Below are 15,699 nucleotides of genomic sequence, written 5' to 3' on the forward strand. Positions count from 1 at the left end.
TAGCGATGATAGAAATCGTACTGTCATTTGGCGGTTTCGGTTTGATGATAGGTGGGGCATTGTTCTGTTTCATTTCCATTTATCGTTATTTCATTAAAAAAGACGTTACCCCGTTTCCCATTATCCTTGGAGGCTCATTTATTCTAGTAGGAGTTTGGTTAGTTTTTCTTTTAGGAATTATTGAAAGAAATAATCAAGAACTTGTAACAGATTCAAATCAAGGAAGTGCTATCACTGTGCCAAATGAAGCATCTGAGCAAGAAGATACTGAAGTAGACGAAATCGAGAATGAATCAGTTAATGAAAAGGAAGAAGCCGATGCTACAAAAGCTTCTATTGAAGAGTTTATGCAGGAGGTAAAGGTTGGGGATCCAACATCAAGTTATAAAGACTACATGGAGGAACATGGATTAAAAACGTCTCGAGGATACAATGTTTACAATAGAAAAATTGATGAAGTTACAATTGAGAATAGAAATATAGTAATTGTATATAATAACAATTCAATCATCGAAGTAGAAACTGAAAAAAATATAAATCAACTTAAAGACGAACAAATTAAAAAATATCAAGATGAGCTAACGACTACAATTAGTGGCTCAACTGACGCAGGCACAGACGCGATTTCACTTAAAGAAGGTTTTGCTGTAGTGGAGAGTACGTATGATGGTTCAGGTAACTTTGCAGTAGTACTTCAAGATGCGCAGGGAAATATGTTAGATTTACTCGTTAATGAAATCGGAAGTTACAAGGGAAAAAGTTTCATATGGATTAAAGAAACTGAAGATTATTATTTGAATATAAACGGTAATCAAGGTAATTGGGATATTAAAATTATGCAATACCGTCCTTTAGAGATTGAAACTTTACCTGGTATTTTAGAGGGGAATGGGGACGACGTAATCTTTTTTGAAATTAATCAAGGAAGCTATCAAATAGCATTTACGCATAATGGAGATTCGAATTTTGCCGTAACAGTAAATGCAATAGATTTATTAGTAAATGAAATTGGAAATTATGAAGGTTCTCAGCGATATTCTTTTGAAGATACTAGTGTATATGTTTTTGTTGTAAAAGCAGATGGAGATTGGACGATTACTGTTAAAGAATAAAGTAATAGAAGTCGAAGGTTTCAGTGTTTATGAGAGGAACACTAACGACAAAAAGTTACGACTTGCAGTAATATAGAAGAAAGACGGTATGAAAATTTATCGCAAAATATTCCACGAAAAAGAATTGATTCCTACAAATTCATGCGCTACAATCAAATTACCGAAAGCGCTTTCGGGAAGAGGAGACTGATATGGGTACGATTTATGATTTAGCGAAAAAAACAGGCTTCTCGATCACGACCGTCTCTAAAGCGTTAAATAACTATAAAGACGTGAGTGAGAAGACGAGGGCCAAGATTTTACAGGCTGCGGCTGAGATGGACTACTTACCGAACGCACACGCACAGTCGTTATCGACGAAGAAGTCGTGGGCGATCGGTGTCATGTTCTCAGAAGCGAACGAAGTCGGGATGAAACACCCGTTCTTCAACGGCATTATCGAAAGTTTTCGTCACGCGACAGAAGAGCAAGGCTACGATTTAATCTTCGCCTCGCGAAACCTGCGCAACCGTGACATGAGTTACTTGGAGCATTTCAAACATCGGACCGTCGACGGCATCGTCGTCATCTGTTCGGACCGGATGGACGAACAAGTTCAAGAGCTCATGCAAAGCGATATCCCAATCGTCGTCGTCGACATGGACAGCGCCAACTGTAGCGTCGTCTATTCCGACAACATCGAAGGGGCACGCCTCGCGGTGAACTACTTGCACGACCTCGGACACGTTCGAATTGCGCACATCGCTGGGGACCAGACGATTGATGCGGGAGCCGCTCGTGTGAAAGGGTATGAACTTGCCATGGAGGCGATCGGTCTTCCGATTGAACCCGGGTACTTGGTCAACGCCGGTTTCTTCTCGGTTGGAGAAGGCAAACAGGCGATGGAAAAGTTGCTCGACCTCGAGTCACGTCCGACCGCGGTATTCGTCGCCGGCGACCAGATGGCCATCGGTGCGATTGAAGCCATCCATGAACGGGGGCTACGCGTGCCGGAAGACATTTCCGTCATCGGATACGACGATATCGAAATGGTTCAATACATTACGCCGAAGCTGACGACGATTCGCCAAGATACGGACGAAATCGGCGAAGCGGCAGCGGAACTGTTGATTGAACAAATGACCGCCAAGGAACGACGGACCGAGCGTCGCGTCATTCCGGTCAAATTGATGGAACGGGCGTCATGCGCGCCATTACAAGTGAAGAACTGACGATGATCTTTCGAAGTCGCTCTGTTCCCTTCAGCGGGATGGAGAGAAGAGAGCGATTTCGAAGCATCATTCACTAAAAATCGAAACCGCTTTCGATTATTTATTTCAACCAAACCGAAAGCGCTTTCGACAATTATTTACCTCTTCTTGCAAACGCTTTCTAAAAACCTTAAAAAGGATGGGACTTACACATGCGTAAAAAATTAGTCAGCTTACTTTCAATCGGTGCACTTTCAGTCGGCGTCTTGGGCGCATGCTCAAACGACGAAGGAACTTCAGGTTCTACTTCAGGCTCGAAAGACGACGTCCTCAAAGTTTGGTCGTTCACAGATGAGTTGAAAGAACCAATCAAAACATACGAAGAGCGTAACGGTGTCAAAGTTGAATTGACAATCGTGCCAATCGCCGACTATCCGACAAAATTGAAGCCAGCACTCGAGAGCGGCGTCGGAGCACCTGACGTATTCACAGGTGAAATCGCCTTCCTCAAGCAATGGGTAGACGCAGGCTATTGGGAAAACCTCTCGGACGAGCCATACAACGTCAACGAAATCGCTGACGACTACATCCCTTACGTCTTCGACCTCGGGAAAGACTCAGAAGGCAATGTGCGCGCTCTTTCATGGCAAACGACACCAGGTGGCGTCTACTACAAACGTAGCTTAGCGAAAGAAGTGCTCGGCACGGACGATCCGGCTGAAATCGGAAACATGATGAGCTCGATGGACGGCGTCTTCGAAGTCGCTGAGAAGATGAAAGAAAAAGGCTACAAAATGTTCCCAGACGAAGGCGCGATCCGTTGGTTCTCACAAGGCGCGAACCCAGAAGCATGGGTAAACGAAAACAACGAACTCGTGTTGACAGAAGACAAGATCAACTACATGGACTACGCGAAAGAGCTTCGTGACAAGCAGTACACGGCACTCGCTCCTGAATGGTCACCATCTTGGTTCGAAGGTATGTCGAAACCAATCAAAGTGAAAGAAGGCGGCACAGAGACAGAAACACAAGTCTTCTCATACGTCCTTCCGACATGGGGCCTTCACAGCGTCTTGAAAGACAGCGCGAAAGACACAGCCGGCGACTGGGCAGTCACAAACGGCCCAAGCCCGTACTTCTGGGGCGGCACATGGCTCGGTGTGTACGAAGGATCGAAAAACAAAGAAGCCGCTTACGACTTCGTCAAACTCATGACACAAGACGAAGAGTTCTTGACGGACTGGGCTGAAGAGACAGGCGACGTTCTTGCCTTCAAACCAGTAACAGACAAAATCAAAGACGACTTCAGCGATGAGTTCCTCGGCGGACAGAACAACTACGAGTTCTTCCTTGGCCAAGCGGATGAAATCACACCAGGTATCGTCACGAAGTACGACCAACAGCTCGACACGCTTTACGGCGCTTCGGTCCTCCAATACGTGGAAGGCAAGAAGACGAAAGAAGAAGCGATTGCCGAATTCAAGAAACAAGCGAAAAACGCTTACCCAGATATCCAAGTTGACTGAAGCCAGCTAATCCTTGGGGGGACGACCCTCCCCCCTAAGGGTTGCTATGGAAGGAGTAACACGACGTGAAAAAACTAGACCGCTATGGCTATGCCTTTATTGCCCCGTTTTGGGTCGTCTTTTTGACATTCAGTATCTACCCGGTCTTCTTGACCCTGTATTACAGTTTCACCAACTATACCGGCAGCCCAGGAGAAGAAATCGTCGGCTTCGCGAACTACGCGCGTTTGTTGACGGATACGTTCTTCATCGAGGCGTTCGTCAATACGATCAAGATTTGGGGAGTAAACTTCGCCTTACAGATCGGTCTTGCATTGGCACTGGCACTCTTGTTCTCTGACCTTCGATTGAAGCTCAAAGGACTCGCGTTCTTCCGCTCGTTCTTTTATCTGCCTAACTTGATTACGATCAGTTCGGTCGCGCTCTTGTTCGGAATCTTGCTCGACTGGCAGCACGGTTCACTCAACATGATTCTTCTCAAAGTCGGAATCATCTCAGACCCAATCAACTGGCTCTCGCAACCGGTGACGGCACAACTGTCCGTCTCGCTCATCTTGACATGGATGTGGTTCGGTCACTCGTTCATCATCGTCATGGCCGGCGTATCGGGTATCTCAAAAGACTTCTTCGAAGCCGCCCATATCGATGGCGCGAACCGTTGGCAAATGTTCACGTATGTCACGTTACCATTACTCAAACCGATTCTCTTGTACATTATGATCACGTCGCTCATCGGCGGCCTGCAATTGTTCGATCTTCCGCTCCTCTTGACGGACGGAATCGGTGCACCGGACGGCTCGCTTAACACGATGGTCCTTTACCTGTACAACCAAGCGTTCAAGTATAACAACTATGGCTATGCGGCAGCGGTCGCTTACGGCTTGTTCTTGATCACGCTCGTCTTCTCGGCGGTCGTCTTCAAAGGCATGTTCCGTAAAGAGCGCGCTGCGCAGAAGGGAGCATAAGCAATGGAACAGAATGCAGAAACACGGCGTATGCTCGCCGACAGCGAAGTACAGCCGCCGCGTGAAGAGAAACCGCTTCGCGTGGAGCCACCGAAACAAAAGCAAAAGAAAAAAATCTTTAGCCGCGGTGTCATTTACACCGGGTTGATCGTCTTGACGATCGTCTGTTTCATCCCGTTCCTCATGATGCTCGTCAACGCGACGCGGACGAACGGAGAAATCATGTCTGGTTTCTCCCTCATCCCGGGTACGGCGCTTATCGACAACTATGCGATTTTAAGTGACTACATCAACATCTGGACCGGCTTCAAAAACAGTTTGATTATCGCCGTGCTCGTCACGTTGCTCTCCGGTTACTTCTCGGCGATGACCGCGTTCGGCTTCGCGTTCTATGAGTTCAAAGGCAAAAACGCGATGTTCATCTTCATGCTCGTCATGATGATGGTACCAGGACAGCTCGGTTTGATCGGATTCTACGAGATTTCGAAGACACTCGGAATTCTCGACTCGTTCATCCCGCTCATCATCCCGTCGATCGCGAGTCCGTTCGTCGTCTTCTTCATCCGCCAGTACACGCAGGCGACGCTTCACGTCAGTATGATTGAAGCGGCCCGGATTGACGGCGCGAGTGAGCTTCGCATCTTCCATACGATCGCACTCCCGATGATGATGCCGGCCGTCGCCACGATGTCGATCTTCACGTTCATCGGCTCATGGAACAACTACTTGATGCCGCTCGTACTCTTGTTCTCACCAGAGAAGTACACGCTCCCGGTCCTCATGGGCTTCTTGAAAGGTTCACAAGTCGCCGAGAACCTCGGTGCCTTGTATCTCGGTATCGCCATCTCGGTCGTGCCGATTATGATCGCCTTCTTGTTCATGTCGAAGTATATCGTCAGCAGTATCTCGGCTGGCGCGGTCAAAGAATAATAGAGAAAAGAGGAAAACACTATGCAATTTAACAAAGACTTCGTCTTCGGAACGGCGACATCTTCGTATCAAATCGAAGGTGCGCACAACGAAGACGGGCGGACCCCGTCGATTTGGGACATGTTTTGTGACATCGACGGTCGCGTGTTCGAGAAGCATAACGGTGATGTCGCCTGCGACCATTATCACCGCTTCGAAAAAGACATCCAGCACATTAAACAGCTCGGTGTCTACACGTACCGCTTCTCGATCGCTTGGCCGCGCATCTTCCCGGCGAAAGGTGAGTTCAACCCGGCTGGGATGGCGTTCTACAAGACGCTCGCGACACGTCTCCGCGAAGAAGGCATCAAACCGGCCGTCACGCTCTACCATTGGGACCTCCCGATGTGGGCGCATGAGGAAGGCGGCTGGGTGAACCGCGACTCGGTCGATTGGTTCCTCGACTACGCCAAAGTGTGTTTCGATGAGCTCGACGACGTCGTCGACTCATGGATCACGCACAACGAGCCATGGTGTGCCGGCTTCCTCGGTTACCATCTCGGCGTGCACGCACCGGGTCACCGTGACTTGAACGAAGCGGTCCGCGCTGTGCACCATATGCTGCTTTCACACGGAAAAGCCGTCGAACTGTTGAAACAAGACTTGAAGTCGACGACACCGATCGGCATCACGCTCAACTTGTCGCCGGTCTATGCGAAGACGGACTCGGTGAACGACCGCCTCGCACAGAACAACTCGGACGGGTACTCGAATCGCTGGTTCCTCGACCCAGTATTCAAAGGCCAGTATCCGGTCGACATGATGAACTTGTTCGCGAAGTACGTGCATACGTACGATTTCATCAAACCAGGTGACATGGAAACGATCTCGACGGAATGCGACTTCTTCGGAATCAACTTCTATAGTCGCGGACTCGTCGAGTTCAGTGCGGCGAACGATTTCATGACAGTGGCTGCGTACTCCGATTACGAGAAGACGGGCATGGGCTGGGATATCGCCCCGAACGAATTCAAAGACCTGATCCGTCGCTTACGTAACGAGTACACAGACCTTCCAATCATCATCACAGAGAACGGCGCGGCGTATGACGACGTGCTCGAGAACGGCGAAGTCCATGACGTGAAACGCATCGACTACGTCCAAAAGCACCTCACTGCCGTGTCTGATTTGAACGATGAAGGCATGAACATCGCCGGATACTACCTCTGGTCGCTCATGGACAACTTCGAATGGAGCTTCGGTTACGAGAAGCGCTTCGGCATTCTCTACATCGACTTCGAAACGCAAGATCGTGTGTGGAAAGATAGCGCAAAATGGTACGCTGGCGTCATCGCCGACCATAAAGCGAAATACGGCGATATCGTCGAAGCATAACAACTTAAACAGCCAGTTCCTGCCGCTACAGGGATTGGCTGTTTTTGTGTGGAACCAACTCGGGCAGGGAACGTAAGAAGTAGGGAGAGGAGGACGGATGATGGCGTTAGACCATAGAACGAATCAAGAACGGGAACAGGAAAAGACGACGTCGCTCATGATGATGTCATTGTTGTGCTGGTTCCTATACGGGTTGCTCTATGGGTTCATCCATTTTGACGTACTCGTTATCGTATTTGTCTTGGTCTCCTCGTTTCTCGGGGTGAAAGGACTGATTGCACGCGATAAACGAATCGAGCGAGAACGGGACGTTCGTCGTCTCGATGTGGAAATCGATTCAGAAGAAGGAGAGATGTTAATGAAACGCGAGTATGCGACATACGAAGTGACAGGTTATGACGACAAAGGAAAGATCAAGTTCGTTCATTTGAAGGAAGGCGAGTTCGTCTTACCCGTCGAGATTAAAGGGGACGACTTGACGAAAATCAGGAAGATGATGCAACTCAATCCAGGGGTGACGGTCATCGTCCATGCGGCCGTCGACCAGAAACGGATGCGCCTATTAGAGATTGACGGCTATTCGCTCAGGAAGGACGGTTGACGATGGCCCTTACAAAACTGGCGTCGCGTGACGGAACGACTGACATTTCGATTGAGAGCTATGCGTACGCGTATAAAGACGCCGACAACATCCATGACGCAGCGTGGCATCGGAATTGGGTCGGCTTCCACGCACCGGAGCACCGCATCACATTCGATGACATCATGCTCGACAGTCTGCTCGTCGCGCACTACATACCGGTGTTTGAGTCGTTTCTGGCCGGTAACGTGCGACAAGTCGAGTTCGAGCCGACAGAGCCGTATGTCTGTTTGACGTTGACGCGGCGAGACGGGGGCGGGGATGAAGTGGACGTACGGGGTCAACTCGAACACCCGCTCGGCGATGAGACCGAAGCGCTCGACTTTGAATTCGAGACGTCGGTCTTACGAGTGGAACAGTTCTTACAGGGGTTACGGGAAATCGCAAGTGAGTTCCCTGTTCGAGAGGTTGAATGAAAAAACGCCATGACGGCTTTCGTCATGGCGTTATGTGTTTACCTTGGCGATATGTGCCCGATACTTGCCGAACGAGTAGGCGGCACACATCAGGAAAATCATATGTAGCCCAATGCCAATCAACATCGCATGCGGGATAATCGTTTGGAAGCCGAGACCGAACGCAAGGGCGGCGCTCGAAAAGATTAGGAAGCTCGGTGTGTAGTTTTTCATTTTATACCAACTCTCTTACGACTTTCCCTAAATATAACAGCCCTTCTCTGTGATGAGAAGGGCTGTCGTTATTTATTTAGGCTGACGCTTTGTCTGCTTCTTCTTGTGCTTTTACTTCTTCACCGTATGACACGCGGTCTTGCATGCGGACGAACGGGAGGTAGACGGCGACGGCCATGGCAATCGTTGCAATCTGTAAGAGCGCTGCACGCCATCCGCCAATCAAGAAACCAGAAATGACAGGTGGTGTCGTCCATGGAACTTGTAGTGCGTTGAACGGATCGACCCAGCCCCAAAGGATTGAAAAGTACACCATGAACGAGGCAATCGCCGGGACGATCACGAACGGGACGAACATGATCGGGTTGAACACGATTGGCATCCCAAAGATGACCGGCTCGTTAATGTTGAAGATACTCGGTGCGAGCGAGAGTTTACCGAGCTGCTTCAAGTGAGCCGAACGGGCAACGATGAGCGTCGCGATGATGAAACCGATGGTGATTCCGGATCCACCGAGTTTCGTGAAGACGTCGAGGAACTGGATGGTCACGATTTTTGCGTTCTCGCCGACGACGAGTGCTTCACCCGAGTCGAGGATGGCTTGGTTTTGAAGCGCGTTCGCTGTAAGGAGTGGTCCCATGATCCCCATGATGATTGCCGCTCCGTGAATCCCACACCACCACATGACAGACATGAGTACCATGATGATGACCGCTCCTGCGAGCGTGTCCGTCAAGTTTTGAAGCGGTGCTTGAAGCACGTCATAGACGACTTCTGTGAACGTTCGCTCCGCAACCGCTTGGAAGACTGCGAATGTCGCGACCGCAAGTGAGACGATGGCGAGACCTGGAATCAACGCCGAGAATGAGTTCGAGACACCTGGTGGTACACCGTCAGGCATTTTGATGCGAATGCCGCGTTTGATGAACTGCGAATAGATGAATCCGACGACGAGACCGACGACGATGGCAGCGAGGACACCTTGTCCGCCTGTCCATACTTTCGGGATGACACCACCGATTGTTTCGCCGCCTTCCGAGAGAACGGAGGCTTGCGTGATGATCAAGAACGAGATGATCCCGAGAATCCCGGCAGGCACCCCTTCAATTTTTTCGTTTTTGACATACGAGTAAGCAATCCCGAAAACACCGATTAATGCAAGGATGTCAAACGTGGCGCCGACGACTTGCGTGAGCGGGAGCGTCCAATCCGCTCCGAACAGACCGGACATGAACTCGGCCCAACCTTGGATCGGAAGTGCGAGGATGAGCAAGAACAAGGATCCGATGATCGTCATCGGCATCGTCAGGATGAACCCGTCCTTAATCGCAAGGACGGGCTTGGCGTTCGCGAAACGAACAAACCCTGGCGTGAATTTTTCAAATACAGTTTCTAAGCGGCTCATGAGGAACCTCCTTATAGGTTTTCAGCGCGTGTCGCGATTAAATCTTTGTACCAATAGAACGACTTCTTCTTCTTCCGTTCGAGACCGTTGGCATGGTCGACGTAGATGAAGCCATATTGTTTCTTGTAACCGTTGAGCCAGCTGAGAAGGTCAATGGCCGACCAAGCGTAGTAGCCGGCGACGTTGATGCCTTGTTCAACCGCGTGCTTCACGGCACGAATGTGGCCTTCGATATATTCGATACGTGGGTCGTCGAGGATTTCGCCGTCAACGATCGGGTCGACATCGCCGAGACCGTTCTCTGTGATGTAGATTTTCACGTCACCATAACGATCTTGGAGCATGTGCATGCCGTCGAGGAATGCTTCCGGTGAGATTTCCCAAGCCCATTTCGTATAAACTTTGTCATCCATCATGACCGTCTTGTAGACGCCATCGAACGATGGGTTACCTGGTCGGCCCGTCGAGTTCTCGCGACCACCGGCCATGACGAGCGCCGAGTCGTTTTTCATGACGCGTTGTGGGCTGTAGTAGTTGAGGCCGATAAAATCGTTCATTGTAGCCGTGCGCTTCAAGAGATCGAGTTCTTCGTCTGTCATTTCAGGAAGGAGACCTGTTTCGTCAAGTCCTTTCACGACGTACGCCGGATATTCCCCTTTCAAAATCGGATCATAGAACCAGTGCGTCGCGTACGCGTTCGCGTGCATTTCAGCGAACTTGTTCTCTTCGGCGTCATCGATGCTGAAGGCCGGGTTGAACACGTGTGTGATTCCGATCTCCCCTTCGTATCCGTTTTGTTTGAACAATTCGACGGAACGCGCGTGGGCGATATTAACATGGTGCGTCGTTTGGAAGTAACCTTTGACGTCGCCTTCGATGCCTGGCGGGTGTGCCCCAGTCAAGTAGCCGAGCGAGCAGAAGATGACCGCTTCATTGAACGTGATCCAGTGACGGACACGGTCGCCGAACGATTGGAAACACGTATCGGCGAAACGGACGAATGCGTCAACCGTCTCCTTGTTCTTCCAACCGCCTGTTTCTTCGAGTGCTTGTGGGAGGTCCCAGTGGTAGAGTGTGACGAATGGGACGATGTTGTGCTTCAAGCACTCGTCGATCAAGTTGTTGTAAAACTCGAGTCCTTTTTCGTTCACTTCGCCTGTGCCGTTCGGGAAGACACGCGGCCACGAGATGGAGAAGCGATAGGATTCGAGTCCCATCTCTGCCATAAGTGCGATATCTTCTTTATAACGGTGGTAATGGTCGACGGCGACGTCGCCGTTCGTATCTTCAAACGTTTTTCCAGGAATTTTCGAGAAGACGTCCCAGTTCGAGAGTCCTTTCCCGTCCTCGTTCCATGCGCCTTCGACTTGGTAAGAAGCCGACGCTGCGCCGAACAAGAAATCTTTAGGCATTTTCAAAGTGGTCACCTCAGTTGAATTATTTGTTCGCAAGTTTCATTGCGTGGTCGAATACTTTTGCTCCGTTCATCATGCCGTAGTCGATCGTGTTGATGACGTCGATTGGCACGCCTTTTGGCTCACAGATTTGTTTGCCTTTCGAGAGCAAGTACTTCACTTGTGGTCCAAGAAGGGCGACATCGAGGTCGTCGACATACGTCTCCATCTCCGATTCTGGATAAGCTGCGATTTCAGCTTCAATCCCACGTTCGGCGGCAACCGCTTTCATTTTCTCTACTAACATACTCGTTGACATACCTGCTGCACAGAAGAGTCCGATTTTCATCATTTTTGATCCATTCCTTTCAATTGGTTGATTTCGTTTTGCATGTTCATCATATAGCCGAGCATCTCTTTGACGAGGATCGTGTTCATTAAGTGGTCTTGCGCGTGCACCATGAGGACGCCGACCGTAGCCGTTTTTCCTTGTGCCTCGAGCGTGACGAATTTCGTCTGAATGGCGTGTGCTTCTTTCAATGTCGCATCACCGGTTTTCACTGCTTCAGCCGCTTCCTCTGCTTTCCCTTCTTGCATGAGGAGCATCGCGTGATGGTAGCTCGCTTTGGCGTCACCCGAGAGGGCGATTAAACCAAAGATATCTTCGGGTGTAATCTCGATTGTTTCAGAAACCATAGTATCTCTCCTTTTTGTATGGATAACCTGAATTCATAGGTACAAATTATACAAACTGATAGTAGCACGATACCGCTTACATGTAAACCCTTACTTTTTACACAAGATGGGAATGAAAAAACGCACGCGAGATTTGGCTCTCGCGTGCGTTTAGGATTTAATATTTGAAACTTTAAGCATCTTCACATGGCGGAAATGGTGGATGGTGCGTGAGACGTCAAAGATTTGACCGTTCGTCAAATAGACCGTGTTGTCGACGAGAAGGGCGGGATCGTTCTCGTTCAATTCGAGCAGTTCCGCATCTTCTGCCGTCAAGAAGTCGGCATAAATGACGCGGTCGGCAAAACCGATAGCGAGCTTTTGGTCATTCCGGAAGTAATTGTAAATCGACTGTTCCGTAATGTTTCGATCGAGATAGACGACAAGTTCTTTTCGGAAGTAAGAATCTTCAATCGAAAACGGGTGGTCATCGACGAGACGGAGACGCTTAACAGAATAAACCTCCGCTCCGACCTCGCACTTCATCCGTTCCGCCACTTCTTCGTTCGCTGTCGTCAATTCGAAATGGAGAACGCGCGTCTCAACTTTGCGGCCGCTGAAATCGCTCGTGAGACCTTGTAACTTCTCTAAGTTTACATAGTCACTCATATAGTGGTCACGAACAAAGACCCCGCTGCCTTGCACTTGATAGACGTAGCCTTTATTGACGAGAATCTCGATTGCTTTCCGCACCGTATTTCGGCTGACACTATATTTTGTTGCGTATTCGTCTTCGGTGAGGAGTTTGTTCGTATGTTGATAGACGTGATTCATAATATCTGTCTCGATTTGGGAGGCAACTTGTTTGTACTTTGGGCCCATAACTGTCTGCACCTTTCACGTTGAAAATTTGTAGGTATGAATACGCTCTCAGTATATCAGAAAATAGGTTCGGGTGGCGGATAATCCTTCGCCTTTTGTTGAAAAACGTCGAACGATTGTTGAGGGAATATTTAGTAAATTTGAAACGTAGGTGAAAAAATTTTCGTATACTAAGGAAGAGATGGAAAAAGAAGGGGTGAGGGAGTGGGGAAAATCCAACATGACGTTAGGCAAGTGATTACGATACGACGATACGGGTTCCCGGCATCGATGTTTTATGTTGTTGTTTTTCTGTATGCGTTGTTCGTCGAACGGATGTGGATGATTCCGTTAATGTGGCTACTCGCCATCTTTCTCATCTTCATGGGAGGGAACGAATATCGCATCATGCGTCACGTCGTAGCGAATCCCTTGGCCATCAAGTGGCTTCGCATCCAATATGCGATGACATGGCTAGAGGCGCTTTTATTGGCGGCATCGATGACGGCGTTAGTCCTCGACCATAGCATCGGATTGTTGATTGGTGTCTTCTTTGCGCTCATGCGCTTCACGGACTCCTATCGCGACCGCCTCCTTACAAAGAAACTACAGGCAGTAGAACCGGACATACCGACTTACGAACAACTGATTGAAAGGATGAGTTAGATGGAATTATCCCCGCATTCAAAACGACAAATCGATACGCTGCTCCGCTTTCAGACGTTCACGGGCTGGACGATCGGCATTCTCACTGTGACGGTCATCATCGGGATGTTGACATTCGCCTCTTACCGAGACCTGTCAACAGGCGCAATCATGGCAACGATTTTCGGTTTTTGCTTCCTATTGATTGGCATCGAAGTCGCCAAGTTTAACTTGTGGTTACGGTTCGTTAAGAACAAAAAGGCGCGCAGGCTGTTGTCGTTACGTTATACGGCGATGTTCATCGGTTTTGCCGCCATCGGCTATTTCGGCTACGTCGTCTTCAATCAGACGCCGCAACCGCAATCGTTCCAGGCCTTCCTGTTGTCGCAAGCCTTCTTCTGGGGCGCCTCGTTCATCGGCAAGTGGCTCGACCGCATCATCCAAACGCATGACGATCGCTATTTGACGGACAAGGACTTGAAGTTGATTCGGGAAGCGCGTGAGTATCATGAATAAGCGGAGCCAGATGCGTGAACTGATGGCGTTCGACAGCGCGAAAAAGACATCCGTTGTTCTCTTGTCTTTTGTCGGTGTCATGACCTTGTTTTTTCTGGTCGAGTATGACTGGCTCTCCACGGTGACGGTCTTCTTCATCGGCGCGGTGGCGGGCCTGCCTGATTTTTATAAGTCATGGCGACGTGAGACGATTAAAAAGAAGTACCTAGTCTCTCGCGAGGCAAGACGTCTCATCCACTTCGGTTCGATGAGCGGATTACTCATGTACCCACTCGTTTTACTGTGGGTCTACGCTGCACTCACGAAGCTCATGTCACTCCAAACGTTCTTCCTGATTGGGGTGGTCTCATTCCTCTTTGTGATTCCGATTGGAAAGTGGTACGAGCGCTATATGGCTAGTCTCGATGACAACTACGTCTCTGAAGCTGAATTGAATGAAGAACGAAAATGGGGGAGCGCCTGAGCGCTGCCCCATTTTATTTGAACGTCCGGATGATGAAGTATACACAAGCAAAGAATGGGAGCAAGAACAGTGCGCCGAGCCACTCACCTTGACCGAAGACGAGCCAGGCGAACAGTTGGAACGATAAAATTCCTGCGGCGACGAGGCTTGCGAATCGGAGGGCTCTCGGACGGCTGGACGGTTCGCGCCACCAGTCTTTGAAGAATGGAAAGCTCGTCACAAGTGCCAAACCGAGGAAGAAGGCGGCCGGGAACACGAGCAAATCCCCGAGCTCGTCATTCCCTTGAACTTGCAACCATTTCGAGAGCGTCGATAAGATGATGCCGATGACGAGAAAACCGATATTCATAGCCATTCCTCCACTCCATCTAATAGATACTTCCATCATGCCCGAACGAGCCCGCCGGGACAAGCCTGTTCAAAAAAAGTCGCTTTTTAGTGAAAGTGGTGACTTTTACATGAACGATAAAAAAGTATCGGAGGACGGTGTGAGAAAAATGCTATTCGTGTCGAGGGAGAACCGTTAGCATGTAAGGGTATCTGGAGAAACGGCTAGATATGATCGAGAAGCGCCAGAACTTTGCGGAGTTGACGAGGATGAAGGTGATCGAAGTTTCGGCGGATGCCTTCTCGCCGCCTGTCACGGCTAAGAGTCTTTCAGTAAAACGCCCGGGTGAGCGGCGTCAACAGTTTGAAAGACCCGGAGCGTGTCATTGCGCTCATTGCCGAGGCCGATCTTGTCACGACGGCGGTCGGACCGACGTTGCTTCCAAAAGTCGCGTCGCTCATCAGTGAAGGACTCCGTGACCGCGAGACGGAGGCGCCTGTATACGTCATCGCCTGTGAGAACATGATTGGCGGCAGCGCCTCGCTCAAACAAGCAATCGAGGCGTCGGGTGGAATCGGGACGGCCCATGCGTCGTTCCCGAACGCGGCTGTCGATCGCATCGTCCCATTGCAACAACACGAGGACCCGCTCTTCGTCGAAGTTGAGACGTTCTATGAATGGGTGATCGAGACGCAAGGATTGGACGCGCGGCCCCCGCTTCACGGTGTGACGTGGGTCGACGAGATTGGTCCATATATCGAGCGGAAGTTGTTCACGGTCAACACAGGACATGCGATCGCGTCATATATCGGCTCATTGTTTGAAAAAGGAACGATTGACGAAGCGCTCAAGGATCGTCGCGTCCGCCAAGTCGTTCAAGGTGCGTTGTATGAGACAGGTTGGCTATTACAGATTTTACGAACGGGAAAGCCCATACCGGGCATAGCCCGCCTTTAAGCATGGGATGAAAGTGAGTTCGGATGTGAAGAACATCCGACATTCGGGTATATATATTCCATAGACAAGTACAAGTCTCTAAAACGCCC

19 protein-coding genes are annotated in these 15,699 nt (G+C 49.7%); 12 read left to right on the forward strand and 7 right to left on the reverse strand.

Annotated features, from left to right (window positions below; genetic code table 11):
• Positions 1–5: 5 nt before the first annotated feature.
• From KNP76_RS11430 to KNP76_RS11465, 8 genes are all read left to right on the forward strand, one after another.
• Positions 6–1,112 carry a hypothetical protein gene (locus tag KNP76_RS11430; protein ID WP_214844607.1) on the forward strand — a complete coding sequence of 369 codons (1,107 nt, stop codon included), beginning with the start codon at positions 6–8 and terminating at the stop codon, positions 1,110–1,112.
• Between the two features lie 191 nt (positions 1,113–1,303).
• Entirely contained in the window at positions 1,304–2,323 is a 1,020-nt protein-coding gene (locus tag KNP76_RS11435) for a LacI family DNA-binding transcriptional regulator (RefSeq protein WP_214844608.1), read from the forward strand.
• 191 nt (positions 2,324–2,514) lie between these two features.
• A complete protein-coding gene (locus KNP76_RS11440; RefSeq protein ID WP_034815641.1) occupies positions 2,515–3,828 on the forward strand; it encodes an ABC transporter substrate-binding protein in 1,314 nt (437 codons plus the stop codon).
• 65 nt (positions 3,829–3,893) lie between these two features.
• Complete coding sequence (locus KNP76_RS11445) at positions 3,894–4,793, forward strand: carbohydrate ABC transporter permease (RefSeq protein WP_214844609.1); 900 nt, start codon at positions 3,894–3,896, stop codon at positions 4,791–4,793.
• Between the two features lie 3 nt (positions 4,794–4,796).
• Positions 4,797–5,723, forward strand: a complete 927-nt coding sequence (locus tag KNP76_RS11450; RefSeq protein ID WP_209325629.1) for a carbohydrate ABC transporter permease — start codon at positions 4,797–4,799, stop codon at positions 5,721–5,723.
• A 21-nt stretch (positions 5,724–5,744) separates the two neighbouring features.
• On the forward strand, positions 5,745–7,097 hold the full coding sequence (locus KNP76_RS11455; RefSeq protein WP_214844610.1) for a GH1 family beta-glucosidase: 1,353 nt from the start codon (positions 5,745–5,747) through the stop codon (positions 7,095–7,097).
• Between the two features lie 100 nt (positions 7,098–7,197).
• Positions 7,198–7,698, forward strand: coding sequence for a hypothetical protein (locus KNP76_RS11460; RefSeq protein ID WP_214844611.1), 501 nt, complete (start codon positions 7,198–7,200; stop codon positions 7,696–7,698).
• Positions 7,699–7,700: 2 nt separating this feature from the next.
• Positions 7,701–8,153, forward strand: a complete 453-nt coding sequence (locus KNP76_RS11465; RefSeq protein WP_214844612.1) for a WapI family immunity protein — start codon at positions 7,701–7,703, stop codon at positions 8,151–8,153.
• Positions 8,154–8,183: 30 nt separating this feature from the next.
• On the opposite strand, the gene KNP76_RS11470 is transcribed toward KNP76_RS11465, so the two are convergent.
• The 6 genes from KNP76_RS11470 to KNP76_RS11495 all read right to left on the reverse strand — a co-directional run bounded on the left by KNP76_RS11470 (position 8,184) and on the right by KNP76_RS11495 (position 12,722).
• Positions 8,184–8,366, reverse strand: coding sequence for a hypothetical protein (locus KNP76_RS11470; protein ID WP_214844613.1), 183 nt, complete (start codon positions 8,364–8,366; stop codon positions 8,184–8,186).
• Positions 8,367–8,442: 76 nt separating this feature from the next.
• Positions 8,443–9,771, reverse strand: coding sequence for a PTS sugar transporter subunit IIC (locus KNP76_RS11475; protein ID WP_214844614.1), 1,329 nt, complete (start codon positions 9,769–9,771; stop codon positions 8,443–8,445).
• Between the two features lie 11 nt (positions 9,772–9,782).
• Entirely contained in the window at positions 9,783–11,189 is a 1,407-nt protein-coding gene (locus KNP76_RS11480) for a GH1 family beta-glucosidase (protein WP_214844615.1), read from the reverse strand.
• Between the two features lie 19 nt (positions 11,190–11,208).
• Positions 11,209–11,517: a PTS sugar transporter subunit IIB gene (locus tag KNP76_RS11485; RefSeq protein WP_305826034.1), complete on the reverse strand. Its 309-nt coding sequence runs from the start codon at positions 11,515–11,517 to the stop codon at positions 11,209–11,211.
• Complete coding sequence (locus KNP76_RS11490) at positions 11,514–11,861, reverse strand: PTS lactose/cellobiose transporter subunit IIA (RefSeq protein ID WP_034815658.1); 348 nt, start codon at positions 11,859–11,861, stop codon at positions 11,514–11,516. Before KNP76_RS11490 ends, KNP76_RS11485 begins: the two co-directional genes overlap by 4 nt.
• Before the next feature lie 150 nt (positions 11,862–12,011).
• Positions 12,012–12,722: a GntR family transcriptional regulator gene (locus KNP76_RS11495; RefSeq protein ID WP_214844617.1), complete on the reverse strand. Its 711-nt coding sequence runs from the start codon at positions 12,720–12,722 to the stop codon at positions 12,012–12,014.
• A 234-nt stretch (positions 12,723–12,956) separates the two neighbouring features.
• Between KNP76_RS11495 and KNP76_RS11500 the strand changes: the two genes are divergently transcribed.
• From KNP76_RS11500 to KNP76_RS11510, 3 genes are read left to right on the forward strand one after another with little or no spacing between them, the layout of a single operon-like run.
• Positions 12,957–13,367 carry a hypothetical protein gene (locus KNP76_RS11500; protein ID WP_214844618.1) on the forward strand — a complete coding sequence of 137 codons (411 nt, stop codon included), beginning with the start codon at positions 12,957–12,959 and terminating at the stop codon, positions 13,365–13,367.
• Positions 13,368–13,862, forward strand: a complete 495-nt coding sequence (locus tag KNP76_RS11505; RefSeq protein ID WP_211779988.1) for a hypothetical protein — start codon at positions 13,368–13,370, stop codon at positions 13,860–13,862. It abuts the gene before it with no gap.
• Complete coding sequence (locus KNP76_RS11510) at positions 13,855–14,325, forward strand: hypothetical protein (protein WP_214844619.1); 471 nt, start codon at positions 13,855–13,857, stop codon at positions 14,323–14,325. Before KNP76_RS11505 ends, KNP76_RS11510 begins: the two co-directional genes overlap by 8 nt.
• A 13-nt stretch (positions 14,326–14,338) precedes the next feature.
• On the opposite strand, the gene KNP76_RS11515 is transcribed toward KNP76_RS11510, so the two are convergent.
• The gene (locus KNP76_RS11515; RefSeq protein ID WP_034807116.1) at positions 14,339–14,674 is read right to left on the reverse strand and encodes a hypothetical protein; all 336 of its coding nucleotides are present in this window, start codon (positions 14,672–14,674) and stop codon (positions 14,339–14,341) included.
• 324 nt (positions 14,675–14,998) lie between these two features.
• On the opposite strand from KNP76_RS11515, the gene KNP76_RS11520 reads away from it, so the two are divergent.
• Positions 14,999–15,610 (forward strand): mannitol dehydrogenase family protein, encoded by a 612-nt coding sequence (locus tag KNP76_RS11520; RefSeq protein ID WP_246514260.1) that lies wholly within the window; start codon positions 14,999–15,001, stop codon positions 15,608–15,610.
• The last annotated feature ends 89 nt before the right edge of the window (positions 15,611–15,699 follow it).

The organism is Exiguobacterium sp. s150 (assembly GCF_018618435.1).
Classification (GTDB): domain Bacteria; phylum Bacillota; class Bacilli; order Exiguobacteriales; family Exiguobacteriaceae; genus Exiguobacterium; species Exiguobacterium alkaliphilum.

Excerpts from the sequence above, each read along its gene's own strand:
- KNP76_RS11430 (WP_214844607.1), top strand. The coding sequence starts at position 6 with ATGATAGAAATCGTACTGTCATTTGGCGGTTTCGGTTTGATGATAGGT.
- KNP76_RS11435 (WP_214844608.1), top strand. The coding sequence starts at position 1,304 with ATGGGTACGATTTATGATTTAGCGAAAAAAACAGGCTTCTCGATCACG.
- KNP76_RS11440 (WP_034815641.1), top strand. The coding sequence starts at position 2,515 with ATGCGTAAAAAATTAGTCAGCTTACTTTCAATCGGTGCACTTTCAGTC.
- KNP76_RS11450 (WP_209325629.1), top strand. The coding sequence starts at position 4,797 with ATGGAACAGAATGCAGAAACACGGCGTATGCTCGCCGACAGCGAAGTA.
- KNP76_RS11455 (WP_214844610.1), top strand. The coding sequence starts at position 5,745 with ATGCAATTTAACAAAGACTTCGTCTTCGGAACGGCGACATCTTCGTAT.
- KNP76_RS11460 (WP_214844611.1), top strand. The coding sequence starts at position 7,198 with ATGGCGTTAGACCATAGAACGAATCAAGAACGGGAACAGGAAAAGACG.
- KNP76_RS11465 (WP_214844612.1), top strand. The coding sequence starts at position 7,701 with ATGGCCCTTACAAAACTGGCGTCGCGTGACGGAACGACTGACATTTCG.
- KNP76_RS11470 (WP_214844613.1), bottom strand. The coding sequence starts at position 8,366 with ATGAAAAACTACACACCGAGCTTCCTAATCTTTTCGAGCGCCGCCCTT.
- KNP76_RS11475 (WP_214844614.1), bottom strand. The coding sequence starts at position 9,771 with ATGAGCCGCTTAGAAACTGTATTTGAAAAATTCACGCCAGGGTTTGTT.
- KNP76_RS11485 (WP_305826034.1), bottom strand. The coding sequence starts at position 11,517 with ATGATGAAAATCGGACTCTTCTGTGCAGCAGGTATGTCAACGAGTATG.
- KNP76_RS11490 (WP_034815658.1), bottom strand. The coding sequence starts at position 11,861 with ATGGTTTCTGAAACAATCGAGATTACACCCGAAGATATCTTTGGTTTA.
- KNP76_RS11495 (WP_214844617.1), bottom strand. The coding sequence starts at position 12,722 with ATGGGCCCAAAGTACAAACAAGTTGCCTCCCAAATCGAGACAGATATT.
- KNP76_RS11505 (WP_211779988.1), top strand. The coding sequence starts at position 13,368 with ATGGAATTATCCCCGCATTCAAAACGACAAATCGATACGCTGCTCCGC.
- KNP76_RS11510 (WP_214844619.1), top strand. The coding sequence starts at position 13,855 with ATGAATAAGCGGAGCCAGATGCGTGAACTGATGGCGTTCGACAGCGCG.
- KNP76_RS11515 (WP_034807116.1), bottom strand. The coding sequence starts at position 14,674 with ATGAATATCGGTTTTCTCGTCATCGGCATCATCTTATCGACGCTCTCG.